Annotated in this window: 26 protein-coding genes; 12 read left to right on the plus strand and 14 right to left on the minus strand. The window is 56.8% G+C overall.

Features of this window, described 5'->3' with window-relative positions; genetic code table 11:
- The first annotated feature begins 183 nt into the window (after positions 1-183).
- Complete coding sequence (locus tag QT231_RS12420; protein WP_308337170.1) at positions 184-546, plus strand: hypothetical protein; 363 nt, start codon at positions 184-186, stop codon at positions 544-546.
- Positions 547-580: 34 nt separating this feature from the next.
- Here the strand turns inward: QT231_RS12420 and QT231_RS12425 are convergent, their stop codons facing one another.
- From QT231_RS12425 to QT231_RS12450, 6 genes are all read right to left on the minus strand, one after another.
- Positions 581-1,474 carry an AEC family transporter gene (locus QT231_RS12425; protein WP_308337171.1) on the minus strand — a complete coding sequence of 298 codons (894 nt, stop codon included), beginning with the start codon at positions 1,472-1,474 and terminating at the stop codon, positions 581-583.
- 67 nt (positions 1,475-1,541) lie between these two features.
- Complete coding sequence (gene glnE / locus QT231_RS12430) at positions 1,542-4,529, minus strand: bifunctional [glutamate--ammonia ligase]-adenylyl-L-tyrosine phosphorylase/[glutamate--ammonia-ligase] adenylyltransferase (RefSeq protein ID WP_308337172.1); 2,988 nt, start codon at positions 4,527-4,529, stop codon at positions 1,542-1,544.
- A gap of 49 nt (positions 4,530-4,578) precedes the next feature.
- Positions 4,579-4,950, minus strand: a complete 372-nt coding sequence (locus tag QT231_RS12435; protein WP_308337174.1) for a diacylglycerol kinase — start codon at positions 4,948-4,950, stop codon at positions 4,579-4,581.
- A gap of 34 nt (positions 4,951-4,984) precedes the next feature.
- On the minus strand, positions 4,985-6,460 hold the full coding sequence (dacB, locus tag QT231_RS12440) for a D-alanyl-D-alanine carboxypeptidase/D-alanyl-D-alanine-endopeptidase (RefSeq protein WP_308337175.1): 1,476 nt from the start codon (positions 6,458-6,460) through the stop codon (positions 4,985-4,987).
- Between the two features lie 9 nt (positions 6,461-6,469).
- The gene (locus tag QT231_RS12445) at positions 6,470-6,799 is read right to left on the minus strand and encodes a multidrug efflux SMR transporter (RefSeq protein ID WP_308337176.1); all 330 of its coding nucleotides are present in this window, start codon (positions 6,797-6,799) and stop codon (positions 6,470-6,472) included.
- Positions 6,796-7,461, minus strand: a complete 666-nt coding sequence (locus QT231_RS12450; RefSeq protein ID WP_308337177.1) for a methyltransferase domain-containing protein — start codon at positions 7,459-7,461, stop codon at positions 6,796-6,798. The genes QT231_RS12445 and QT231_RS12450 overlap by 4 nt, the downstream gene beginning before the upstream one ends.
- A 221-nt stretch (positions 7,462-7,682) precedes the next feature.
- Between QT231_RS12450 and QT231_RS12455 the strand changes: the two genes are divergently transcribed.
- From QT231_RS12455 to QT231_RS12485, 7 genes are all read left to right on the plus strand, one after another.
- Positions 7,683-9,566 carry a beta-ketoacyl synthase gene (locus tag QT231_RS12455; protein WP_308337209.1) on the plus strand — a complete coding sequence of 628 codons (1,884 nt, stop codon included), beginning with the start codon at positions 7,683-7,685 and terminating at the stop codon, positions 9,564-9,566.
- Positions 9,563-10,057: a pantetheine-phosphate adenylyltransferase gene (gene coaD / locus QT231_RS12460; RefSeq protein ID WP_308337178.1), complete on the plus strand. Its 495-nt coding sequence runs from the start codon at positions 9,563-9,565 to the stop codon at positions 10,055-10,057. Before QT231_RS12455 ends, coaD begins: the two co-directional genes overlap by 4 nt.
- A gap of 73 nt (positions 10,058-10,130) precedes the next feature.
- Complete coding sequence (locus tag QT231_RS12465) at positions 10,131-10,379, plus strand: YfhL family 4Fe-4S dicluster ferredoxin (protein WP_088699339.1); 249 nt, start codon at positions 10,131-10,133, stop codon at positions 10,377-10,379.
- Positions 10,380-10,384: 5 nt separating this feature from the next.
- On the plus strand, positions 10,385-11,683 hold the full coding sequence (locus QT231_RS12470; RefSeq protein ID WP_308337179.1) for an MATE family efflux transporter: 1,299 nt from the start codon (positions 10,385-10,387) through the stop codon (positions 11,681-11,683).
- A 169-nt stretch (positions 11,684-11,852) separates the two neighbouring features.
- Positions 11,853-13,163: a short-chain fatty acid transporter gene (locus tag QT231_RS12475; RefSeq protein ID WP_308337180.1), complete on the plus strand. Its 1,311-nt coding sequence runs from the start codon at positions 11,853-11,855 to the stop codon at positions 13,161-13,163.
- An 87-nt stretch (positions 13,164-13,250) separates the two neighbouring features.
- Entirely contained in the window at positions 13,251-13,778 is a 528-nt protein-coding gene (locus QT231_RS12480; protein WP_308337181.1) for an acyl-CoA thioesterase, read from the plus strand.
- A gap of 24 nt (positions 13,779-13,802) precedes the next feature.
- Positions 13,803-14,807, plus strand: a complete 1,005-nt coding sequence (locus tag QT231_RS12485) for an ion transporter (RefSeq protein WP_308337182.1) — start codon at positions 13,803-13,805, stop codon at positions 14,805-14,807.
- Position 14,808: 1 nt separating this feature from the next.
- Here the strand turns inward: QT231_RS12485 and QT231_RS12490 are convergent, their stop codons facing one another.
- Entirely contained in the window at positions 14,809-16,203 is a 1,395-nt protein-coding gene (locus tag QT231_RS12490; protein WP_308337183.1) for a PLP-dependent aminotransferase family protein, read from the minus strand.
- 98 nt (positions 16,204-16,301) lie between these two features.
- Here QT231_RS12490 and QT231_RS12495 point away from each other — a divergent pair, with 98 nt between their 5' ends.
- A complete protein-coding gene (locus QT231_RS12495; protein WP_308337184.1) occupies positions 16,302-16,907 on the plus strand; it encodes a LysE family translocator in 606 nt (201 codons plus the stop codon).
- Positions 16,908-16,914: 7 nt separating this feature from the next.
- Here QT231_RS12495 and QT231_RS12500 read toward each other — a convergent pair whose 3' ends face one another.
- Positions 16,915-17,286 carry an I78 family peptidase inhibitor gene (locus QT231_RS12500; protein WP_308337185.1) on the minus strand — a complete coding sequence of 124 codons (372 nt, stop codon included), beginning with the start codon at positions 17,284-17,286 and terminating at the stop codon, positions 16,915-16,917.
- Positions 17,287-17,395: 109 nt separating this feature from the next.
- Positions 17,396-17,527, minus strand: coding sequence for an entericidin A/B family lipoprotein (locus tag QT231_RS12505; RefSeq protein ID WP_027958626.1), 132 nt, complete (start codon positions 17,525-17,527; stop codon positions 17,396-17,398).
- Between the two features lie 174 nt (positions 17,528-17,701).
- Between QT231_RS12505 and QT231_RS12510 the strand changes: the two genes are divergently transcribed.
- Positions 17,702-18,121 carry an HIT family protein gene (locus tag QT231_RS12510; RefSeq protein ID WP_308337186.1) on the plus strand — a complete coding sequence of 140 codons (420 nt, stop codon included), beginning with the start codon at positions 17,702-17,704 and terminating at the stop codon, positions 18,119-18,121.
- Positions 18,122-18,128: 7 nt separating this feature from the next.
- On the opposite strand, the gene QT231_RS12515 is transcribed toward QT231_RS12510, so the two are convergent.
- The 4 genes from QT231_RS12515 to QT231_RS12530 all read right to left on the minus strand — a co-directional run bounded on the left by QT231_RS12515 (position 18,129) and on the right by QT231_RS12530 (position 20,823).
- Entirely contained in the window at positions 18,129-19,166 is a 1,038-nt protein-coding gene (locus QT231_RS12515; RefSeq protein ID WP_308337187.1) for a nickel/cobalt transporter, read from the minus strand.
- Between the two features lie 90 nt (positions 19,167-19,256).
- Positions 19,257-19,916 (minus strand): DUF1007 family protein, encoded by a 660-nt coding sequence (locus QT231_RS12520; RefSeq protein WP_308337188.1) that lies wholly within the window; start codon positions 19,914-19,916, stop codon positions 19,257-19,259.
- Positions 19,913-20,272 carry a hypothetical protein gene (locus QT231_RS12525; protein ID WP_308337189.1) on the minus strand — a complete coding sequence of 120 codons (360 nt, stop codon included), beginning with the start codon at positions 20,270-20,272 and terminating at the stop codon, positions 19,913-19,915. Before QT231_RS12525 ends, QT231_RS12520 begins: the two co-directional genes overlap by 4 nt.
- A complete protein-coding gene (locus QT231_RS12530; protein ID WP_308337190.1) occupies positions 20,269-20,823 on the minus strand; it encodes a hypothetical protein in 555 nt (184 codons plus the stop codon). Before QT231_RS12530 ends, QT231_RS12525 begins: the two co-directional genes overlap by 4 nt.
- 134 nt (positions 20,824-20,957) lie before the next feature.
- On the opposite strand from QT231_RS12530, the gene QT231_RS12535 reads away from it, so the two are divergent.
- Positions 20,958-22,091 carry a glycerate kinase gene (locus QT231_RS12535; RefSeq protein WP_308337191.1) on the plus strand — a complete coding sequence of 378 codons (1,134 nt, stop codon included), beginning with the start codon at positions 20,958-20,960 and terminating at the stop codon, positions 22,089-22,091.
- A gap of 322 nt (positions 22,092-22,413) precedes the next feature.
- Positions 22,414-22,890 (plus strand): Dps family protein, encoded by a 477-nt coding sequence (locus QT231_RS12540; protein ID WP_308337192.1) that lies wholly within the window; start codon positions 22,414-22,416, stop codon positions 22,888-22,890.
- Between the two features lie 88 nt (positions 22,891-22,978).
- On the opposite strand, the gene QT231_RS12545 is transcribed toward QT231_RS12540, so the two are convergent.
- Positions 22,979-24,445, minus strand: a complete 1,467-nt coding sequence (locus tag QT231_RS12545; RefSeq protein ID WP_308337193.1) for an aminoacyl-histidine dipeptidase — start codon at positions 24,443-24,445, stop codon at positions 22,979-22,981.
- Positions 24,446-24,447: the final 2 nt, after the last annotated feature.

Here is a 24,447-nt window from a genome sequence, read left to right on the forward strand (position 1 = left end):
TACAACAAAACTTGCCTTGTACAGCTTAATGGTAACAGTTGAAAAACCTCATCGCACTGCACGTCGAGACGGTTCGTAGAAACTGGCACCTAAAGAGTGACTACTCTAGCCCGTTACTGCCAGGCAGTGAACTTGCTAGAGCAACTGTGTTCCAATGGGGGCGAATAACCGATGGAGGCTCTTATGCCACAGATGAATCGCGACCAACGCAATGCTGCATGGCAAGCGGCTAACCAATGGCGCGCCCGTGCTGCACAAACCCAACCCTCTGGCTTGGCGGGTAGCTTAAAGCTGCTATTCACATGGCTGGCGTTTGGCGCGTTAATGATAGTCGGTGTTGTACTCGGCCTGTTTTTCTTATTGATTGGCTGGGCAATGATGCCGTTTGTACGGCATAAAATGAAGAAACGTATGGAGCAGATGCGTGCTCAACAGGCGCAAGATATCGGTGGCGGCTACGCAAACGGGTCTACATCGGCACATAAGCGTCCAGGTCATCGGGACGTGCTGGAAGGTAGTTACGAAGTTAAAGATGAGCTTAATTGAGCAGTTAGTTACTTTTTTGCGCCGCCGATAAAAGTTAAAGGGGCGCATACACCCAGGTAAATGCCGCCGCCAAGGTGAGCGGCATAACGACCAGACTCCCCAGGTTACCAATCAGCACCAACGAAGCCACTTTCTGTGGCGCAAGCTTATACTGCTCAGCGACCAAGTAGTTCAACACCGCAGGCGGCAGTGCCGCAAACACCAGCAGCACCGCTGCCTGCAGCGCGTTTAGTGGCAGTAGCCACATCAACGGCAAGGCAATCACTAGCCCGGACAGCGGGCAGAGTAGCGCCCCCAGTAGCCCTGTACGCCAATCGCTAAAGTCGATCTCCAGCAGCCGCACCCCCAATGCAAACAGCATTAACGGAATACATACCCCGCCCAGCATATGCATCGCCTCCAGCAGCCAGCCAGGCAGTGGCATCCCACTGATATTCACCGCTAAACCCGCCAGGCTCGCTAGCACAATCGGCATGCGCAGCATTCGCCATAGCGAGGTGCGCGGGTTAAGCATGTAAAGCCCCACCGAAAAGTGCAGCAGCATTTCAACGATAAACACCACTACCGCTGCAGGCAGCGCTTCGGCACCAAATGCCAGCACCAGCAGCGGCACGCCCATATTGCCCGCGTTGTTGAACATCATCGGCGGAAGGAAAATTTTGCTATCCAGCTTTAGCCACTCGGCCAACGGCCACAGCACGATCCCCGACCCCAACACCACCGCTATCGCTGCCGTGGCCAGCCAAGCATATTCGGCCAACGGCGCTTGACGGTCGGCCAGCACGGCAAACACCAATAGGGGAACGAACAGCTCCATATTGAGCGTATTGAGGCTGCGAATATCCGGTGTACGGAAGCGTCCATAAGCAGCGCCACAGCCGGCAATTAAAAATACCGGCAATAGCGTGGCCAGAATGTGTCCAATCATACGGGCCGCCCAGCCCTACTCCTTGTTATCACTGTTTCTTCCTGGTTAGTCTGCAAAAACCGTCTATCTAGCTATTATCGGCGCTGGAAGGCTCAAGAAAGCGCTGCCATAACGCGGTGACGATATCGCGATGGGCACGGAACTCCTCCCCATCGCTGAGCGCTTTTTGACCGGTAAGCGCCGCACGGTGCGTAGCGCTACGATAAGCCAAATAAGCCTCGCGAAGGCGCTCTGCTTCTTCAGCGGGTAAGTGCCCACTCTCCGTCAGGCTCTCCAAAATACGGATATTATCGCTGTAGGTAAGTAACTCAGGCGTTTGGTGAGCAAGTGCTAACACCGCGTATTGGCAGAGAAACTCGATATCCACCATCCCGCCGGCATCATGTTTGACATTAAACGTGTTACTGGCGGCTTTACTGCCCAGATGGTCGCGCATTTTGTGGCGCATTTTGACCACCTCTTCCCGCAGCACAGTTTCATCTCGCTCAGCGCCTAAGATATCGCCTCGCAACTGGCTGAACTTCTCAGCCAGCGCGTCGCTACCCGCCACCACCCGCGCACGCACCAAGGCCTGATGCTCCCAGGTCCAGGCATTCTGACGCTGATATTCGGCAAAGGCTTTAAGCGATGTCACCAACAGCCCTGAATTCCCCGAAGGCCGCAGCCGCATATCTACTTCATAAAGTGAACCGGTGGGCGTTACCGCGGTAAGCAGGTGAATAATGCGTTGCCCCAGGCGGGTAAAAAACACAGGTGTATCAATGGGCCGTGGGCCATCGGTCGAACCTTGACCATCGCTATCGTGTAGGAAAACCAGGTCTAAATCAGAGCTATAACCCAGCTCAATCCCCCCCAGCTTGCCGTAACCCACGATTAGAAACGCCGCCTCCCCTGGGTTCAGCCCCTCAGGAACGCCGTGCTTGCGGGTGATATGTTTCCAGGCCATGGCCAACACGGCATCGAGAACTACTTCGGCTATAAAGGTTAAGTAATCGCTTACTTTCATGAGATGTCGCGTACCAGCGATATCAGACGCTGCTACGTGTAGCGTTTGCGCGTGTTTAAAAACGCGCAACGCCTCTAGCTGGGCCTCTTCATCGTCCTCGGGCAGGCGATTCAACGTTTGGCGCAACTCATCGGCCAAACGCGCTTTATCGGCAGGGGTATACAGCGTTTCCGGGGTCAGCAGCTCGTCGAGCAGAATGGGATAACGCGACAGCTGTTCGGCAATCCAGGGGCTGTCGGCGCATAGGCGCATCAAATGTTCAAGCGCCTGGGGGTTTTCGCGCAGCAGCGCGAGGTAAGCCGTACGCCGCAGCACGGCCTCAATCAGCGGCTGCACCCGTTCAAGGGCGGTATCCGGTGCCTCATTGTCCGCCACGGCATCCAGCAGCAATGGCATTAACGCATCCAGGCGTTCAAAGCCAATCCGCTGCATACTTTGCACTTGCCGGGAGTGATAAAGACTCTGCAGCCGTTTCAAGGCTTTTTCAGGCGCTTTAAAGCCCGCTTCAGCAAGGTGCGCGGTTGCCTCCTCTGTTTCTAACTCACCGCGCCAAATAAGCCGCCACTGGGCCAAGCCAAGCTGGCTATCATCATTGGCCTCGTCGATGTCCTCTTCAGGGTCGGCAATCACTGCGTCAAAGTGCTGGCGCACCCGCTCGCGTACTTCGTCAAGCTGGGCGACCAGTCCCGGCCAGTCTTCATGGTCCATGGCAAAGGCTACCCGTTCACGATCGCTATCATCACTGGGCAGGGTTTGTGTCTGGCGGTCTTCCAACGCTTGGAGGGCATGCTCGACATCGCGCAGAAAGGCGTAATCGGGCAGCAGCTCATCGACCACTTCCTGGGGCAACAGGCCTAGCTCGGGCAAGCGATTAAGCGCCGTTTTCAGCGATGTCACCTGCAGTTCCGTATCGCGGCCGCCGCGGATCAGTTGGAACGCCTGTACCACGAACTCAACCTCACGAATGCCGCCGGGGCCAAGCTTAATATTGTTCTGCATGCCTTTGCGCTTCACTTCGCGATTGATCATCGCTTTCAGCTCACGCAGTGACTCAATGGCGCCAAAATCGAGGTATTTGCGATATACAAAGGGGCGCAGCCCGGCCAGCAGTTCATCTCCCGCGTCTTTATCCCCTGCGACCGGCCGGGCTTTGAGCATGGCGTAACGCTCCCACTCGCGGCCTTGATCCTGGTAGTAGCTGGAGAGCATGGAAAAGCTGCCCACCAACGGGCCGCCGTCGCCCAAAGGGCGCAAACGCATATCAACGCGGAAGGCAAAGCCGTCAGCGGTCATGGCGTCCAGTGCGGCAATCAGCTTTTGGCCCAACTTGGTAAAGTACTCCTGATGCTCTAATGACTTACGACCGCCTTGGGTTTCGCCTTTTTCGGCAAAGGCAAAGATCAAATCGATATCAGAGGAGAGATTCAACTCCCCCGCGCCCAGCTTGCCCATGCCCAGGATCACCAGACGCTGGGGGGTGCCGTCTTTGCGGGGTGCAGGAGATCCCCAACGCGGTGCGTAAAACTGCTCGAGCCAAGTTAACGCAGCTTCCAGACATATTTCAGCTAGCTCAGAGACCGCCGTGGCGGTATCCCACATGCTATAGCCGGGGGCACGGTTAAGGTCTCGCCAAATAATTCCCAGCATGCGCTTGCGGCGAAAACGGCGAATCACCCGCTGCATCGCTTCTTCGTCTTCAGTACTCTCAAGCGACTCATTCAGCCAACTGGCCAGCTCGTCCCGCCCTGGGTTGGCGTCCAACTCGCCGACAATATCCAACTCGGCCAACCACTGGGGATAGCGGGCCAGGGTATCCAGTGCAAAGGTCGAAATGGCCAAGACTCTAGCAAGCGCCTCGCGACGCTGCTCAGAAAGCCCCTGCCAGTTACTGGAAGGTAGCTCCTGCTTGGTCATCTCGGCGACATTATCGGCTTGAGCAAGCGCCTCGGTTAGCCGCTTCCAGGCGGACTGGGTGGCGGTATGTAACGACGCTGGCAGCGTCGACAACGGTAAAAAATCGTCGTTCCTAAGTCCTTTAAATGCTTGCATAACGACCTCGCTGACAGCGTGTTAAAAAAGGTGCAGCTTTTAAATCAGCTTAGCCAAAGAATTTTTCCCAGCCCAATAGCCCCCAGGTAAGCCCAGCCATAATCAGCGAGAGCATTACCGCCGCCGAACCAATATCCTTGGCCCGCCCGGAAAGTTCATGGTGCTCCGTGCCGATCCGGTCAACCACGTTTTCAATCGCACTATTAAGCAGCTCCACTATCAGCACGAAAAACAGGCTACTCACCAGCAGCAGCCAACTGATAGGGCCTTCGCCAATCCACCAGGCGAAGGGAAGCAGCACTACCGTAATAGCTACCTCTTGGCGGAAAGCCGCTTCGTTTCTAAACGCCGCTTTCAAGCCTTTCCACGAATAGCGCGTGGAGTGAACTAAATGTGTTAAACCGGTATGCCCAGGTTTCATGCAGGTCGCCTCACCTTGCGAGCGTGGAGTTTGTTCAATTCGCCAATATCATTGCTTCTAGATCCAGTGACAACGGATCCAGCACCTCAGACCAACTTAAATAGGGTGTGCTGCTGTTCCCATTAACCATGATGCTAAACACCCCCCAGCGCCCTTGGGCGGTGCGAAAATAGCCCGCCGCAGCACGCACTGCAAAGGGTTGGTTAAGGGTGCCCGTTTTGATCATGACATTGTTTTGAAACGTGGATGAACCTCGCCGAATAAAGCGCATTACCCCGTTCGCAGGCGACTGAAAGGCCGCCACAAAGCTTGGAAACAGGCTACTTTGTCGAAACATATCCTCCAGCATCACGTTGACGCCCTGAGCCGACGTGCGGTTTTCAGTGGTCAGCCCGCTACCACTATACAGGGTTAACGGCCCGTGCCCGGGTAGGCTCTGAGCGTAATTTTCAATGGTTTGCCCTGCCTGGCGTAGCTGCGCCTGGGGCGTTTCGACGAGATCCAGCGCCAGTACATCGGCCATGTAGTTATTGGAGTAGTTCATGATGCGCAGCAATAGCTCTTGCAGTGGCTGGCTATCCACTGCTGCCAGCCGCCGGGCACTGCTGGGCGGCTGTGACGAGCTGACGCGCCACGGCTCACGCACCTGAATGCCCGCCTGATTCAACATGCCCATCAACACTTGTGCGGTGGTTTCGGCGGCATCGCCCACGCCACGGTAGACATCGCGCGCAGCAGCGTTGGTGGAAATCTGGCCGGTCAGGCGCATTACGTCGCCACGCTCATCGGTGATGCGCTCAGCGCTAATCTCAGTACCACTATTGGCGGGACGGGTGATCACCTGGTTATCAATGGTGATCAGCGACGTCTGGCTATCGCACAGCCCCACCTTGGCAGGCTCACCCGGGCTAGAAGCTGGCGCCACGTTAACGCACCAGCTACCAAAGTTAACCCCAGCAGAGGAGAGCGGCGCGCTATACGCATTGGCTACCCGCGTCAGGGCATCACAGCGGTCAGTAGTAATGCACTCCACCGGCCCAAAGCGCCACTGACTGACCACCAATGCACCCTCTACCTCCCGCACTCCGGCTAATTGCAAGCGCTGCACCAAACGCCATAGATTTTCAGTGGTAAGACCTGGATCCCCACCACCCTCAAACACCAAATCGCCACGCAGCACACCATTATCGATACTAGCGGAACTGACCAACTGGCTGGTAAAGCGGTGCTGGGGGCCGAAACGGTTGAGCGCCGCCGCGGATAGGTAGGCTTTAGTGACCGAGGCTGGCGATAGCTGGCGATCCGGAGAGATACTGCCTAACAGCGCATTGGGGCCCGAGTCGGCATCCAAAAGGCGTGCCTCGGCACTAATTGAAAAGCCTTTATTCTGCAGTTGGCCCAGACGGTTGAAATCAGCCAACGCGCTAGCACTGACACACAGCGCCAGCGTCGCAACACTTGCCACCAACGACCAGCGCTGGAGACGCTTACTAGCAAAAAAACACCCCATTACAGTCCCTCAATGCACATTCATTTTAGAAAACACTTGCAGCATGACGACGCCCGCCACTATCAAGCTAATACCTACCACCGCCGGCAAATCGGGCTTTTCACCGAATGCCACTATGCCGACCAAGGTAACCAACACAATGCCCAGGCCCGCCCAAATCGCATAGGCGACCCCCACCGGCAGCGTTCGCAGCACTAGGCTGAGCAAATAAAAAGCCACCCCGTAGCCCACTACCACCACCACGCTGGGTAGCGGGCGGGTAAACCCCACAGAGGCTTTTAGGGCGCTAGTGGCGATCACTTCGGCCACAATCGCCAGCACCAAATAGACAAACGTCATGTTCGCTCCAAATCAACACATAACCGCCACAATGCCTGACCACTTCGAGCATACTTAGCCTCGAACGGCGTTAAATAGTCGTCTTTAGGCGCAATTTCAGTCACCGCTGCCTGTTTACCGGTTACCTGCGCTACCGCCAAGGCAAACTCTTCAACGTAGAGTGACCAGTTTGAGCGCAGCTCAAGGCGCCCCCCAAGGGCCAACAGTGTGGGTAAAACCGCATGGCCATGCCAGCGCATTTTTAGATGTCCCGCCTTGGGGTAAGGATTTGGATAAAGCAGAAAGTGATGCTCTGGCGCCCAGCCAGCCTGGTAGGCCAAACGCCAAAAATCGACAAGGTCGGCTCTTACCAGCAGCGCATTGCCAGGCAACTTACCGTGGTCACGCCCCAAACGATCCTCGCTGCGATCCACGCCGATTACCGCATGGGCAGGGAACTGCGCCGCCAGTTGGCGTGTCGATATACCCACCCCACAGCCTGAGTCGAGTATTAACGGTGCCTGACGTCCCGCGAGCCACTCCGCCGCCAGAGTAAAATTATACTGCGTATGCGCGGCGATCGGTTTCCGCAGGGGATGCGCCAGCGCTCGGCTAACCCGGCGTGCCAAATCCTGATGCGGGCCTGGCTGATTTGAAATTACGGGTCGAGAATTATGCTGCATGCCATTACTCGGCTGAAAAGCGTGATTCTATCAGTCTCGAACGCTTGCGGCATGACGCCGTTGCACAGCCGGTGCTATGATCACACCTGACATACTTATTAGTGTACTTATTAAGCGCATGGTACTGGGCGAAATTTGCTCTTTAGACATGCCAATAATTGTTATTACCACCACTGCACCACGAGGAACCCGGCTTGTCACACTTACCGGTGATTGTCGGCATGGGCGGCATCAATCCCGCTGGCAGAACCTCTGGCCATCAGGCCTTCCGCCGCACTGTGCTTGATGCCCTGCATGCTGACCAGCAACGCCAGACACTGGAAGGCTTGGCGGCGCTTATGCGCCTAGTAGAGCACTCTGAAAAGGGGTGGCAGGACAGCCAAGGCCAGCCCATAGACGACCCGGCGCAGTCGCTGCGTGATCAGGTGCTCAACCATACCCTGATTCGGCGCAATGAAGACCCGCGCTTTCTCGACCCAGGCATGCCAGCTAACCGGCAAGCCAGCATGCAACTCGCCGAGCCGCTGCGCTTTACTTTACGCCGCCGCCAATTGCCCGAACACTTGCCAGAGGATTGGCAGGTGCGCGACATAGATGCCCGCGAGGTTGAGATCAGTGTGCCTGCGGGGGCGCTGGAGGTACTGCTACCCGACGCCCATTTGCCCAAAGTACGCGCGGCGGCTCAGTTACCCAGCGGTTTTGACCCTGCGAGCCTCTACCGCAGCGTGCACCACCCCCGCGGCCTCTCGCTGGCGGTATTTGGCGCTAGCGACTGCCTGGGCGCCAGCGGACTCTCCTGGGAGACGCTGCGTCAGCAGCTGAACCCGGATCATATTGCCGTATACGCCGGTAACTCCATTGGTCAACTCGATGATCAGGGCTGGGGCGGCTTACTGAAAAGCCTGGTGAGCGGCCAGCGCGCCACCTCCAAGCAAATGCCCCTGGGCTACGGCCAGATGCCCGCCGACTTTTTAAATGCCTATGTATTGGGCAGTGTGGGCGGCACTGGCGCGGCACTAGGTGCCTGCGCCAGCTTTCTGTATAACCTGCGCCTGGGCATTGATGACATTCGCGCCGGACGCCGCCGTGTAGTAATGGTCGGTACCGCAGACGCCCCCATTACGCCGGAGATTATTGAGGGCTTCAGGGCCATGGGCGCTCTGGCCGACGACGCAGGTCTGAAAGCCCTGGATGCGCTTGAACTGCTCACCGACAGCGACTATCAGCGCGCCTGCCGTCCGTTTGCGCGCAACTGCGGCTTTACCATGGCGGAAGCCAGCCAGTTCGTGCTGCTGATGGACGATGCCCTGGCGCTGGAAGTCGGTGCGGATATTCTCGGCGCGGTGCCTGATGTGTTCGTCAATGCCGATGGGTACAAGCGCTCGATCTCAGCGCCGGGCATCGGTAATTACATCACCCTGGGCAAAGCAACTGCGCTGGTGCGCGATATGCTGGGTGAAAAATCTCTCAAAGAGCGCAGTTTTTTGCACGCCCACGGCACCAGCACTCCCAAAAACCGTATCACCGAATCCCACGTATTCGACGAAATCGCCCGCGCCAACGGCATTAACAACTGGCCGGTGGTGGCCGTCAAAGCCTTTATCGGCCACTCCCAGGGCTCCGCAGCGGGTGACCAGTTGGCAAGTGCCTTGGGCAGCTTTGCCCACGATCTGCTGCCGGGGATTCCCACCCTGGATGCCGTCGCCGACGATGTCTACGCCGAGCGGCTACGCTTCTCGCAAACCGCGCAAGTATTCCGTGCGGACGCTGCCTTTATTAACGCCAAGGGCTTCGGCGGTAACAATGCCACCGGCGTGGTGTTGTCACCTGCGGTAACCGAGCGCCTGCTGACCCAACGCCACGGCGCAGCCGCAGTGAGCGCCTGGAAGACCCGCCGCGAAACTACCCGCGAAGCGGCAGCGGCCTACCTTGCCCAGGCAGACCATGGCCACTACGCGCCACGCTATCAGTTTGGTGAAGCGGTACTCGAAGGCCCAGAACTGGACATTTATGCTGACCGGATTCATATCCCCGGCTACGATCATGCCGTCTCATTAACCAGCGAAAATCCGTTTGGCCGCCTGGACGAGGAGAGCGAGCAATGAACACCCGCAAGCTAAATATCGCCGTCTACCCCGGCACCTTCGACCCCATCACCAACGGCCATTTTGACCTGATTGAGCGCGGTGCGCGGATGTTCGACAAAGTGGTCATCGCGGTCGCGGCAAGTCCCGGCAAGAGCCCCCACCTCGACCTGGAAACACGCATGACGCTGGCGAAAACGGTCTGTGCGCCGCTGCCCAACGTTGAGGTGATCGGCTTCGCCAACCTGCTGACGACCATGATGCACGAGCAGGGGGCGACGATCATTCTGCGCGGCCTTCGCGCGGTCTCCGACTTTGAGTACGAGCTGCAGCTAGCCAATATGAACCGGGCGCAAAACCCGGAGCTGGAGAGCGTGTTTTTAACCCCTGCGGTGGAAAACTCGTATATCTCATCAACCATCGTGCGTGAAATTGCCAAGCTGGGTGGCGATATTTCTCCTCTGGTGCATCCTCAGGTCGCCGAAGCGCTGCGTAACCACTACACTAGCTAACCAACACCATTGTTGAGTAAAACACTCAGGTATTTGATAGCCTGGGTGCGAACGCCATCTGCGAGGTATGCCCATGGCCCTGATGATTACCGACGAGTGCATTAACTGCGACGTCTGCGAGCCCGAATGCCCCAACGATGCTATCTCCCCCGGTGAGGAGATCTACGTCATCGACCCTAATCTATGCACCGAGTGTGTCGGTCACTATGACGAACCCCAGTGCCAGCAGGTCTGCCCGGTAGACTGCATTCCGCTTGATCCAGAGCGCCACGAAAGTCATGAGCAGTTGATGAAGAAGTACCGAATCATCACTGCCGCCTAAGCCTAATGCGGATTTGGGCCCTCGCCTGGCCAATCATTCTTTCCAATATCACCGTCCCGCTACTTGGTTTGGTGGACACCGCTGTGGTCGGGCACCTGCCCGACTCCCGCTACCTCGCGGGGGTTACCCTGGGTGCTACGCTGTTTAGCTTTCTTTACTGGGGGTTTGGCTTCTTGCGCATGGGCACCACGGGGCTGGTCGCCCAGGCCATGGGACGCGAGAGCGGCACTGATGTGCGCAACCTACTGGGGCAGTCACTGATCATCGCGCTGGTGATCGGCAGCCTGTTGATTGTGTTTGCCTCGCCACTGATTACGCTGGGTTTGTGGCTATTGGATGGCAGCGAGGTGGCCACCCACTTAGCCCGGGAGTACGCCCATATCCGCCTCTGGTCTGCACCAGCGGTGCTCGCCAACTATGCCATTTTGGGCTGGTTTTTGGGCCAACAGAACTCCCGCGTCACACTGATGATTTTGCTGCTTACCAACAGCGTCAATATCGTGCTGGATTTATGGTTTGTGGTCGGACTAGGCATGACCAGCAACGGCGTGGCCTGGGCCAGCGTGATCGCTGACTACAGCGCGCTGGCGTTCGGCAGCTACTTAGTGATGCGCCAGTTAGTGCGATTAGAGGGCCATTTTTTGCGCGAGCGTCTGTTGGCGATAACGGCCTACAAAGCGCTGTTTAACGTTAATGCCAACCTATTTGTGCGCACCCTCGGGCTGCTGTTTGCCATGGCGTTCTTTACCGCCCAAGGCGCTCGCCAGGGCGATACCGTACTTGCTGCCAACGCCGTACTATTGCAATTTATCATGCTCACCAGCTACGCCTTGGACGGCTTTGCCCACGCTGCCGAGTCACTGATTGGACGCGCTTTTGGCCGCAGTGATTGGCGAGACTTCGCCGCCACTGTGCGAGCCGCAGCACGTTTTTCATTCTGGACGGCAGGCGCTGCCGCCGTGTTGTTTGCGTTGGGCGGGAATGGCCTTATTGCACTACTCACCGGGCTTGAGGAGGTGCGCACAGTCGCAGCGCAGTACCTGCCCTGGATGGTGGTTATGCCGCTGATCGCCGTATGGAGCTATCTACTTGATGGGGTATTCATTGGCACCACCGCCGTGCGCGAAATGCGCAACAGTATTTTTATCGGCCTAGCCGCCTATCTGCCCGCCTGGTGGTTTAGCCAGGGACTGGGCAATCATGGGCTCTGGCTGGCATTTACGCTGTTTACCCTGGTTCGTTCGGCGGTACTGATTGTCTACTACTATTTTCTCTACCATCGCCGTTACCGCCTTACTCGCTAGCGTTAAAACCACCACGCTTAGTAATAATGGCACTACCGTAAAATTAAGCGGCTAGCTTCAACGTGTAAATTTCCGCTCTCACCCGTATATTAGCTATGTCGTTGCACTTCTTAGATATTTCCAAGACCTTGCTTAGCCACTTCCTAATAATGAATAAAGAGAGCACCCCATGCTTAAAATGATCTCAAAACCGGCGGTAAAGCTGGTGGAGCGCTATCTCCCAGACCCGTATATTTTCGTTCTGCTGCTGACGTTAATTGCCTCGGTCGCTGCGATTGCCATTGAGCGCCAAACACCGCTGGCGGTGTTGCGTTTCTGGGGCGATGGCTTCTGGGGCTTGCTGACCTTCTCGATGCAGATGCTGCTGGTACTGGTTACCGGTTTTATGCTGGCAAGCTCACCGCCGGTAAAACGCATTCTGCAGAAAATCGCCAGCACCGCTAAATCCCCCGGGGGCGCTATCATCCTAGTGACGCTTGTCTCATTAGCAGCCAGCTGGATTAACTGGGGGTTTGGCCTTGTGGTCGGCGCGCTATTTGCCAAAGAGCTGGCCCGCCTGATCCGCGTTGACTACCGTCTATTAGTGGCCAGTGCTTACTCCGGCTTTGTGGTATGGCACGGCGGCTTGGCAGGCTCGATCCCGCTCACCATCGCTACCGAAGGGCACTTTTCTGCCGACCAGATTGGTGTCATTGGCACCGGCTCTACGATTTTTGCCTTCTTTAACCTCGCCATTGTGGCCTGCCTGTTTATCGCCATCCCGCTGGTAAACCGTATGATGCTGCCGGATGAGAAGGATAGCGTCTACGTTGACCCCAACGTGCTGAATGATGAGCCAGAACCCGTTGGCCGCATTACGCGCCCGGCGGAGCGCCTGGAAAACAGTTTCACCCTCGCCCTACTGGTCGGTGTACCGGGGTTGCTGTTCTTGCTTGATCACTTTCTGCTAAGGGGTGGCGGCTTAAACCTTAACGTCGTTAACTTTATGTTCCTATTCCTGGCCATTGTGCTGCACCGCACGCCGCGTAATCTGCTCAATAGCCTGCAAGAAGCGATTAAAGGCGGCGCGGGGATTGTCATCCAATTCCCCTTTTACGCTGGCATCATGGCGATCATGGTTCAGTCTGGGCTAGCAGAGAGCATGTCCGAGTGGCTGGTCTCCTTTGCCACCGCCTCGACACTGCCCTTCTGGTCGTTTATCAGCGCCGGGATTGTTAATCTGTTCGTTCCCTCCGGCGGTGGCCAGTGGGCGGTTCAGGCACCGGTAATGCTGCCAGCCGCAGAGGCGCTAGGCGCTGACATTTCGCGGGTAGCCATGGCGGTAGCCTGGGGCGATGCATGGACGAACCTGCTGCAGCCCTTCTGGGCGCTCCCGGTGCTCGCCATCGCAGGCCTAAAGGCGAAAGATATTATGGGCTTCTGCCTGATTCAGCTGTTTATCACCGGTATTATTATCTCCGTGGGCCTATTGTGGTTTTAATAACCGCGTAGTGCTAAATCAATAGCCAACGGCTGCCCTGCGGGAGGGGAGCCGTTAACCGGTTGCAAATAATCGCAGGAGCACCGTATGACAGACGCCGAAATCAGCGCCAACGCTGCCCTGCCTGGGCAGCACGAACTCTCCATGACCGTACTGATGACGCCCGATATGGCGAATTTCAGCGGTAAAGTGCATGGTGGAGCGATTCTTAAAAAGCTCGATGAGGTCGCTTTTGCCTGCGCCAGCCGTTATTCAGGCCACTATGTGGTGACCCTGTCGGTAGATCAGGTACTGTTTAAACAGCCGATTCATGTCGGCGAGCTAGTCACCTTTTTAGCCAGCGTCAATCATGTTGGCCGCTCGTCAATGGAAGTGGGCATCAAGGTCGTGGCTGAAGATATTCGCAATAAGCTGATTCGCCATACCAACAGTTGTTACCTGACCATGGTAGCGGTAGATACTGACGGCAAACCCGCCAGTGTACCGCCGCTCAATCTGGCAACACCGCTGCAAAAACTGCGTTTTGAAAAGGCGGCACTGCGCAAAAAGTTACGCAAACAAGCAGAGAAAGAGGAGCTGCTAACCCAACAGCATCACCAGTCCCAGACCCATTAAAAGCCCCCACCATAAGGAGTTCGTATGCCCGCCAGGGAACGCTACCCGCACCTGCCGAGAGCGGTTGAATACGCCCATATTGGTTGGGATTTTTTCATTCTGACGCTGGTGGTGATAAACCTCACGCTGCTGCTGTTTGACTCACTGTTTCTGCTCGGCCCTATTAACCAGGGCATCGCCAACCTGGCGCCCGGTTTTCACACTTTCTACGCTGAGGTGGTTCATAGCCGTTTCATCACTATTGACTTGGTATTCGTCAGCTTTTTTATCGCCGATGTAATACTGGGCTGGACAATCGCCATTGCCGAACGGCGTTACCACCGCTGGTTTTTCTACCCCTTCATACACTGGTATGACGTGCTGGGCTGCATTCCTCTATCAGGCTTCCGCCTGCTGCGTATTTTACGCGTCGTATCGCTGCTCAACCGTCTCCATCGCCTGGGTCTTATTGATGTTACCCACTGGTACATCTACCAATTTGCAGCCAAGTATTACGACATTCTGCTTGAGGAACTTTCTGACCGTATCGCGCTTCGGCTACTGGGCAATGTGCAGCAGCAGATACGCGCCAGCGATTCGCTGACCGAGCGCGTGATTGAACGTGTGATCATGCCGCGCAAAGCACAGCTGATTAATGAGATCGCTCAGCGGCTGGAGAGCACTATTGGCAAAGCCTACCAGCACAACCGCCAATCGATTATGGCAGCGATCAGTGAGTTAGTTAGTCGTACGCTACGGGAAAGCCCCGAGATTCAGCGCCTTAACCGCCTGCCCATGGGGCAGCAGGCCACCAGTGCGATGAAAGCATCACTCAGCGGTGTTGCCCAGCGACTAGTCGATGAACTACTGCTAGGCATTCATTCAGATGAGTTTAGGCAACTGGTGGAGCGCACTGCCGACAGCGGTTTCGACACCTGGCTGAAGGTGGACGAAGGCAGCAACCGGGTCACCGAACAGGTGCTCTATGACGTTCTCGAAATGCTTAAAGATCAAGTGCGCCACCAGGACTGGAAAGACCGCTATAAGTAATTCACAAAGTGGCAGGGGCTAAAGGCCGCTCGGTTAGGCAGGCGGCAACGATACTCAATGCTTGAACGAGCTCGCTGCGATCCGCTGCGGCCCCAATACAGAGGCGAATGGCTTGGGGCGCCGGCGTGCTGCCCACACAGAAGGGCTCTGCACTGCTTACCTTAACGCCCCGCTGCAGTAGCCGCTCACACAGCTCTCCGGCCCGGCAATCCTCTGGTAGCGTCAACCAGACATTACTGCTGTGGGAACGCCCACTCAAGGTAAACCCTCGCAGCCATTCGGCAGCCAACTTCTGACGCTCCACCAGCTCCTGGGTCTGCCAGGTGAGTAGCTTTTCAGCCGCAGCCTGGTTAACCCAGTGGCAGACCACATCGACCATTAACGGCGGCACCATCCAACTCTGGGCGCGTAGGCCTGTCGCCAGCCGCTCGTGTAAGCTTTTAGGCGCGCGCAGCACGCCTATCCGCAGCCCGCCCGCGAGTACTTTAGCGGTACTAAACACAAACAGCGTGCGTTCCGGCGCAAGTTTATAAAGAGGCGTACCACGCTGCTCAGCGGGCAGATATTGCACGCCATCTTCAATCAGCCAAATATCGTAGCGCCTCGCCAGCGCCACCAACCGTTCGCGCCGCGATTCGCTTAAACATGCACCGGTGGGGTTGTTCTGCTCGGGGGTCAGGTATATAGCCCGAGGCGGCTGCCGGGCACACTGCGCCTCAAGCAGATCCATACGCATCCCCTCGCTGTCTTGGCCAATGCCTACCAACTTGAGATGGCCCTGCTGCGCTGCGCTGATGGCACCAGGATAGGTTAAGGCATCGGCAACCAGCAGCTCGCCTGGCCGCAGCAGGGTGCTAAGCGCCAGGCTAATGCCGTGCTGGCCTCCCTGGGTGATGAGCACTTCATCAGCCATCAGAGGCATGCCTAAGGTATTTAACCAGCTAGCCAGCACCTCGCGATGCTCACGACGGCCCTGGGCCCCTTGGTAGGTGACACCGCGCGCTAATGCTGCCCCGGATTGGCTTAAGGCGTGCAGCGCTTCGCTCAATAGCGTCTGCCGCAGCGGATGAGGCGGCGGCAGGCTAAGACTCAAATCAATTACCCCATCGGTGTCGTCGGCGGGAAACGTCAGGCTAACAGCGTTGTCTTGGCCTTGGCTCTTCACATAGGTACCACTACCCACCCGTGCCGACACCCAGCCATTGCGCTCCGCCTCAGCGTAACCTCGGGTTACCGTGCCAATGGTCACACCCAATGCATCCGCCAAGCGGCGCTGGGGTGGCAATCGCTCCCCAGGGAGTAGTTCTCCTGCCTGGATGGCAGCTTCAATGGCACTGGCAATAGCGCGGTAGCGTGAACCAGAAAACTCGGCTAGCGAAGGCACCCACATTGTCATGGTGACAATAAAACCTTTGACGTCAATTTAATCCCCATTATGCTAACAACAATCGCCTTAAAGCAATCCTCAAACCAAAATTGTATGGATACAATAAAATGAATAGCGAATGGGTAATTCTCGGTCCGGCCGCGCTCTATATGATGTCGATGACGCTTACCCCTGGCCCCAATAACGTTATGCTCACCGCCTCTGGTGCCAACTTCGGCTTTAAGCGCACGCTGCCGCATATGTGGGGGATTTTGGGTGGCTGCTTTTTGCTGTTTGCGGGCATAGCACTGGGGCTGGGGGTGCTGTTCGAACGCTACCCGGCGATTCAAACCGCACTGCGCTGGGTCGGCAGCGCTTATTTACTCTACTTGGCATGGAAAATCGCCAGCGCCCCGCCACCCAATCTTAAGGCGCAGGCCCATAGCGTACCCTTTACGTTCTGGCAGGCAGCGGCGTTTCAGTTCGCCAATCCGAAAGCGTGGGTAATGGGGCTAGCGTTAATGGCGGGCTTCCTGCCCGAAAGCGGCCAACCGATAGTCAACGCGCTGGTGCTTGCAGGCTTTGCGGAGCTGGTGGGGCTACCGTGCATCGCTTTGTGGGCCGCTTTTGGCAGTGCGATTGGGCAATGGATCAAAAGCGACGGCGCATGGCGGGCGTTCAATATTACGATGGGGATATTGACCGCCGCCTGCGTCGTTCTGATTTTAGGATGACAAAACGTTAGCCGCAGCGCAGGTCTTCAATCATATCCTGATCATCAAGATGCACATTCAAACGATCCGGGCGATGATCCATAGTGGCCATATCGCCAGGGCGCAGTACGCGCACTTGTCGCGCACCGCTATCGTTTTGTAACTGCGCGACGTTAGCCTCATCGAAGGGCTCGCCGATAGCTAATTGGATAGCGTCTAGATCACAGCTGGCAGCGAGCTCATTACTGGAGCCGTTCGCCCCTACCGTTGGCGGCGGTGGCGCTGCGTCTACGTCGTCGTTGGCAGGAGAAATCGGCATTTGCGAGTTAACACAGGCCGTTAACAGCAACGCACAGGCGCTAACAGCGGCAAACTTAACCAAAGACGTACAGGGCTCCATCCTTGAATCTCCAAAAGGTAGGTTATGAGAGTAGTCTTTAAAACCCCACGGGCCAGGCGTTAGCCTAGCCCGTGGGATATTTCTTACAGTAAAACGCTGTCTTGCCTATTTATTCAGCTGCATCTTGAACGGCTTTACCACCCTCTTGCACATCTTGGCCAGCGCCAGAGATGGTATTACAACCCGTTAGAACACCCGCCGTCATCAGCAGCATAAAACTCATGGCCAATAATTTTTTCATTTTCCGTTCTCCTTAACGAATCATTCAACATCGGGAAACTCCACTGGCAACGTAATTTGCCACTCGGGAGTTTTTTTAGGGTAACAGCGTTTTGGCAATTACGCTCACTTTCCCTACTTCACTTCGCGGCGACTATACTAGCAATTACTGAAACCACTGTCTGGAGCCTAACATTTGATCAATTTCGAGCTGGATGAACGTCTTGCCGCCGACACCTTACCCATCGCAGACTTGCCGCTAAGCCGCGTGCTGTTAATGAATGACGCGCGCTATCCGTGGGTGATTCTAGTACCGCGCCACGCTTCTATTAGCGAAGTATTCGAGCTTTCTGCCGACGACCAGCAGCAGCTTTGGCGTGAAGCCACTCAGCTAGGCGATGCAATGAAAACAGCCCTGGGGGGAGACAAAGTCAATATTGCGTCGCTAGGCAATGTAGTTAGCCAACTGCATGTGCACGTGGTGCTTAGGCGCCACAGCGATGCCACCTGGCCTGCCCCCGTATGGGGCAATGGCTCACCCGAACCCTACGATTTGGATGGCCAAGCGCAGTTACGGGATCAGCTGCTGGCACTTATCCATGGCCTGGATGTTTAGCCTACCGCTACCCCGTTAATGGGTGACCTTGCCGAGCAGGCGGCTCGTTGAGCAGGGGCCCACTCGCAGGCTGGGTAACCCCCGCAATGCTAAGGGAGATGCCTAACACCACGATCAACGCACCGCCGGCTAAGGCTACCCAGCCGGTGGCTTTTTGCACGCTACGCTGGCTGTGCTGCTGCTTGGATAAGCGCCGCTGCGCCCAACCACGGGCAAAAATGCTCGCCAGCGCGAGCGCTGACACCGTTATCCCAGTGCCGATCGACATGGCCACTACCGATGCCACGCCCACCTCAAACTGCCCCAGCAAGCTGGCCGCTCCTACCATCAGCACGGCACCGCTGCAGGGACGCATACCAATAGCGCCGACCGTCATCACCGCTGTTCGCCAATCCAACACCTGCTGCGGCTCAATATGGTGAGCACCACCGCAACAGTGGCTGTGGTCATGAGCGTGGCTGTGTACGTGACCGTGGTCTTGATACTGTTTATCGCCTGGGCCGTGCGAATGGATAATTCGCTCTGGCTGGTAGGCTCGCCGCAGTTGCTTTACAGCTCGCCAACATAGCCACGCACCTAAGGCCGCCACCAGCAAAAAACTGGCCTGCTCCACCCAGGCAACGCTGCCCATGGCTTGCCGAGTCACCCAGCCCAAGCCATACACCAACACCACGACTAGCACTATGGCGGTCACCCCTTGCAGTAACGAGGCGGCAAACGACAGCCCCAGAGCACGCTTGACCGCACCGCCATGGGTGGCTAAGTAGGTCGCCAATACGGCTTTGCCGTGCCCCGGCCCGGCGGCATGAAAAATACCATAAGCGAAGCTAAGGCCCAGCAGGCTCACCCATGTCATCATGGTAGGGGTACGTGACAATTCGGTAATTGCCAGCGTCAGAGAACGGTGCAGATCCCGCTGCCAACCGAGTAGCTGATAACTCACGCTCTGAAATCCGCCTTGCCAAACAATGATCAGTACTACTGCGACGAACAGCAGACCCAGCATTAACCCCAAATGTCGTTTAAAGGGCCGTATTAGTGACATCTTACCGCTCCACCGCGAAATTGTTACAAAGTAACATAAAAACATTTATAGTCGATAGGTTGGGCATGACAAGCACGCTTTAAATAACGGCTAGCGGCAATCGACTTGGCCAGTTTCAGCAAAGTAGCGCCCCAGGCCTGGCTCCCCACTCTCATCCTTATCGAGTAGCGCCGCTTGCATCACCATTTCAGGGTCTGGATCAGCAGGCAGGATAGACAACTCACAGGCAGGCTCACCGTGGAGTATCAGCGCGTCATCCTGGGGTTGGCCGTCCTCTTCCTCGTGTACCACCTCGATATAGTAAGTGGGGTCAAACACTTGGTAGCTAAGCAGGGCGTCTTTCAACTGATGAGGCGTTTCCAGTGGCAGGATAAACATAAAGGTTAGCCGCCCATCGCGTTCCATAGCGGTATATTCGCTAACGTCCCCCAGCGCCTGGGGCTCGCCGTTGATTTTCACTTCGGTTAAATAGTGCTGTGCGGCGAGATTATCGCGAATCTCTCTGCCAAGCTGATCCAGGCCCTCCTCCAAACTGGCGTTTTCCACCTGTTGCAGCTCTTCAAAAACAACCAGGCTGTAGAAAGGATCCATCCGCCAGGTTTGATGCAGGCCACTCACCACGCCCTGATCATCAGTGATAACCCGTACACTCAAATCGATCCAGCCATGAGGATGGGCACGAGCAACGGGGCTGATCACAAAGCTGCTCATGGCCAAGCAAACAGCGACTGCGGTACCTGCCCACTTCATGGCGCAACACCCAGTTTATGCTGCAAGGCAACAAGCCAAGGGTCGAGCAACTGGGGCGGCAGTGGTTGGCTCCCCCTCAGCGCCGACACGCGCACGCGGCTGCCACTACCCTCTTCGCTCACCTGCAGTTGCAAACGGTACTCCGGCCAGCGAGCAAGCGATGCTTCCGCTCGTCCCAACGACAGATCCGCATGGCGTACCACATAACCCTGCTCCACCATCAGCTCGACCGCATCGCGAAACGTCTCTTCTGGAGGGGTGGCATAAACCAGTTCACGGGGTTCCAAGGGCTTTGTCGTTGCGCAGCCGACCAATCCTCCCAAGAGCCCGATTAATAACCAGTGGCGAATTTTCATAATGGCCTCCCGGTCGCAGGCAGGGTTTGTGCAAAGCGGGTTTGAAAACGCTGACAGAAATCGTCATTGCTAGCACTGTAGGATTCGCGCAGGTCACCCCAATGATCGAAGCGGCGAATATCGCGGGATATACGTATATGCGCATCGTCCACCAGTAGCGACACACGCTCCACCTCCACCGGCTGCTGGCCTACGCCTCCGCCAAAACCGCCAGCTATACCGAACCCTACCCCGGAACCCCGGCCTACGCCCAAACCACCAAACAGGCGCATCCCATGCCCATAGCCGAAGGCATCATCGTAAGGGTCATAATAGCCGTGTAGCGGGCGTTCGCGGCTGGCGCTAATCAACCCCAAGGGGGTATCGGTAGAGTTCAGGGTAAATCCCCACTCGGTGAGCACCTCGACGCTGGTTTCCAGCGCCTGCTCTTGGGCTGCGGGGAAGTAGCACGAAGCCGCAGGCGCGGGTTCTGCTTGGGGCAGGCGATCAGGGACTACTTGGCAGCCAGCAAGTGCTAGCAGACAGGTTAAGCTTATGGGTATCGACTTCATGTTAGATCCTCTAACGGACGAGGCCGCTGGTTTGGCGCAGGTTAGCGCGCTAAGCTCGCCAAAGGTGGTCATACTTAACTGACACTGTAATGAAGACACCGTATTGAAGACACTGTTTTGCGGAGATCGTGCTAATGAATGTGTTGCTTTGCCCCGACAGCTTCAAAGATGCACTGAGCGCCCAAGATGCCGCTGCCGCCATGGCGCGGGGCGTACAGCGCGCCATGCCTGAAGCGCAGGTTCTGGTTTGCCCGTTGGCTGACGGCGGCGAAGGCAGCTTGGAAGCGCTAATCGCCGCCACCGGCGCCGAGCGTCGCCAGCTAAAGGTTCAAGACGCCCTGGGGCGCCCTCGCCAGGCAGCCTGGGGCTGGCTGAGCGACCAGCGTACCGCGTTTATTGAGCTGGCAGAAGCCAGTGGTTTACAGCACCTTGAGGCCGCTGAGCGCACTGCGCTGCACACCTCTACCTTTGGGGTGGGCGAACTGCTGCTGGCGGCGCTGGATCAAGGCGCAGAGAAAGCGCTGCTACTGCTCGGCGGAAGTGCTACCAATGACGCCGGGGCAGGCATGCTACAGGCGCTGGGCGCGCGCTTGTTAGATCAAAACGGCAAACTGCTACCTCCCGGCGGTGCAGCGCTTAGCCAGTTGGCTAGCCTGGAGCTTGACGGGCTAGACCCGCGGTTAGCCAAGCTCACCCTGGAGGCCGCCGTTGATGTAGACAATCCGCTGTTGGGCGAGCGCGGCGCCAGCGCGGTATTTGGCCCTCAAAAAGGCGCATCCCCTGAGGAAGTGGAACAGCTGGATCGTGCGCTTGGCCACTTCGCCGATATCAGCGCCCATGCACTAGGCAATGATTACCGTACGCTGCCGGGCGCTGGCGCCGCAGGCGGCATGGGGTTTGCGGCCAAGGCGTTTTTAAATGCCACCTTAAAGCCCGGCATCGAGATGATTATGCAGCAAGCGGATATGGCCACGCTTTTGGCCCGCGCCGACCTGGTGATCACCGGCGAAGGGCGGCTGGATGGCCAAAGCTTGTCTGGCAAAACCCCGATTGGCGTCTCCCGCGCGGCGAAGCGCCTTAACAAACCCGTTATCGTGCTAGCAGGCAGCCTAGGCGACGGCTGGCAGGCCTGCTTTGACGAAGGTGTCACGGCAGCGTTTGCGCTGGCCGATGGCCCCATGACTTTATCTGATGCGCTACCGCGCACCGCTGAACTGCTGGAAGCGCGCTGTGAAAGCCTGCTGCGGCTGTGGGTGCATAGATCTTGAAAATGCCCTTGAAACACGACTTGAAACAAGCCCTTAAAACCAGACCTTGAAAAAAGCCCTCATCGCCAGCATCTAATAAAGTAGCCAAAGGGTGCTGGCAACGATGTAGTGTCGAAGCGCTAATATGGAAGCGCTGATGTCGCAGAGCCAATACCAAAGGGCCTATACCAAAGGTCTATGGTAGCGATGCAAAAAACTTGTTATGCAGCGTCGCTAAAACACCCTATTCTGGTCACACGCATTAACCGCCGCCCATTGCGACATCAATACTGTTGCATGAGTACTGTTGCATAAACACTGCGGCATAAAGAGGAAGCAGGATATGACGGATACCAATAGCATTGGCCTACACGAAGGTAGCGCTAGCCAGCTCGCCGAAAAACTTAACCACCTGCTGGCCAACTACCAAATTTTCTACATGAACGTGCGCGGCTACCACTGGAATGTTCGTGGCAGCGATTTTTTCGAGCTGCACGCCAAGTTTGAAGAGTTCTACACCGACCTGCTGACCAAAGTAGACGAGGTTGCCGAACGTATCCTGACGCTGGGTCACAAGCCGGTACACGCTTACAGCGACTACGTAAAACTCTCACGTATTCAGGAAGATAAAGACGTTCACGACGGCACCACCTGTGTCAAAGGCGTACTCAAAGGGTACCAAACGATTATTGAGCTGCAGCGTGAACTGCTGGCACTCGCCTCTGATGCCGACGATGAAGGCACCGCGGCACAAGCTGGCGACTATATCCGCGAGCAGGAAAAAACCATCTGGATGCTCAACGCCTACTTGAGTAAATAAGCGTTTAAAAGGTTTTGAGAAATCCTGACGTCAAACGGCACCCTTTCGGGTGCCGTTTTCGTTGCGCTTATCGATCGCAGACACGGATTTAACGTTGCGTCGCAAGATCCTCGATCAACGCCCGCAGCAGCGACCAGAACTCTTCCACCGAGGCTAACTCCACCCGCTCATCCGGCGAGTGGGCACCGCGAATCAGCGGCCCAAAAGAGATCATATCCAAATGCGGGTACTTGCTGCCAAGAATGCCGCACTCAAGCCCCGCGTGGATAACCTTGACCTCCGGCTCCCGGCCCAGCAGCGCCGCATGGCGAGCTTTAAAGGTCGCCAACAGTGCACCATCAGGCTTAGGCGCCCAGCCTGGGTAGCCGTTCTCCACTTTTACCCGTGCGCCAATCAAGCCAAACAGCGCTTGGAAGCGATCCGCCATGGCGACCACCGCACTATCGTGTAGCGAACGCACCAACGCGCAGAGGTGCAGCCGCCCATTCTCCAGGCTTAGCACGCCCAGGTTATTAGAGGTTTCTACCACGCCTGGCACATCGGCGCTCATCCGCTCTACCCCACAGGGGGCTGCGTGCAGTGCTGCCAGCAACATAACGCTGGCGTCCAAGGTTAGCGGCTCTGCTTGGGGGGCCTCGGTTAGGCGTTGAACGCTGATGCTAAGGCCACTATCACCACTGCCCAACTCTCTTAGCAGAATCGTTTCCAGCCCTGCAATAGCGACCATGGCGGCGTCAACTTCATCAGCAGGCAGCGCCACATGGGCAAAGGCTTCCCGAGGGATTGCATTGCGCAAAGTGCCGCCATGATAGCTAATCAAGCGCGCATCAAACGCCTCCAAGGAGCGCAGCACTCTAACCAATAACCGGTTGGCGTTCGCCAGCGGTTTATGGATATCCGCGCCGGAGTGGCCACCCTTTAGGCCGGTCAAGGCGATCTCAATAACCCGCTCGTGATCGCCAGCGGCGGCACTGGGCAGTTGGGCATCCACTTCAACGTCAGCCCCACCCGCGCAGCCAATATAGACCAGCCCTCGATCCTCGCTATCCAGGTTGAGCAGTAGCGAGCCTTCCAGCCAGTTCTCCGCCAGGTTAAGCGCGCCGCCCATGGAGGTCTCTTCTTCCAGGGTGAACAGCGCTTCCAGCGGGCCGTGGCGAAGGTCAGGGTCTTCCAACACGGCGAGAATTGCAGCCACGCCCAAACCGTTATCGGCGCCCAGGGTAGTGCCATCGGCGTGTAGCCAGCCGTCAGCCACATAAGTGCTGATTGGATCGCGGGTAAAATCGTGGGCATGACCGCTATTGGCCTGGGCGACCATATCCAGATGGCCCTGGAGCACCACTCCGGGCGCCTGTTCGCAGCCCGGGGATGCCGGTTTACGTAGGCGTAAATTACCGAAGGTATCGCGGTCGTGGGCAAGGCCTTGGGCATCGGCCCAGCTTTCGAGGGTAGCAACGAGTGCCGCCTCATGCCCAGACGGGCGCGGCGTATTACACAGCGTTCGAAAGTGGCGCCAAACCAATGAGGGCTCAAGCGCGTCAAGATGTGCGTTCATAA

It is taken from the genome of Halomonas sp. SpR1 (genome assembly GCF_031010175.1).
In the GTDB taxonomy this organism is placed as follows: Bacteria; Pseudomonadota; Gammaproteobacteria; order Pseudomonadales; family Halomonadaceae; genus Vreelandella.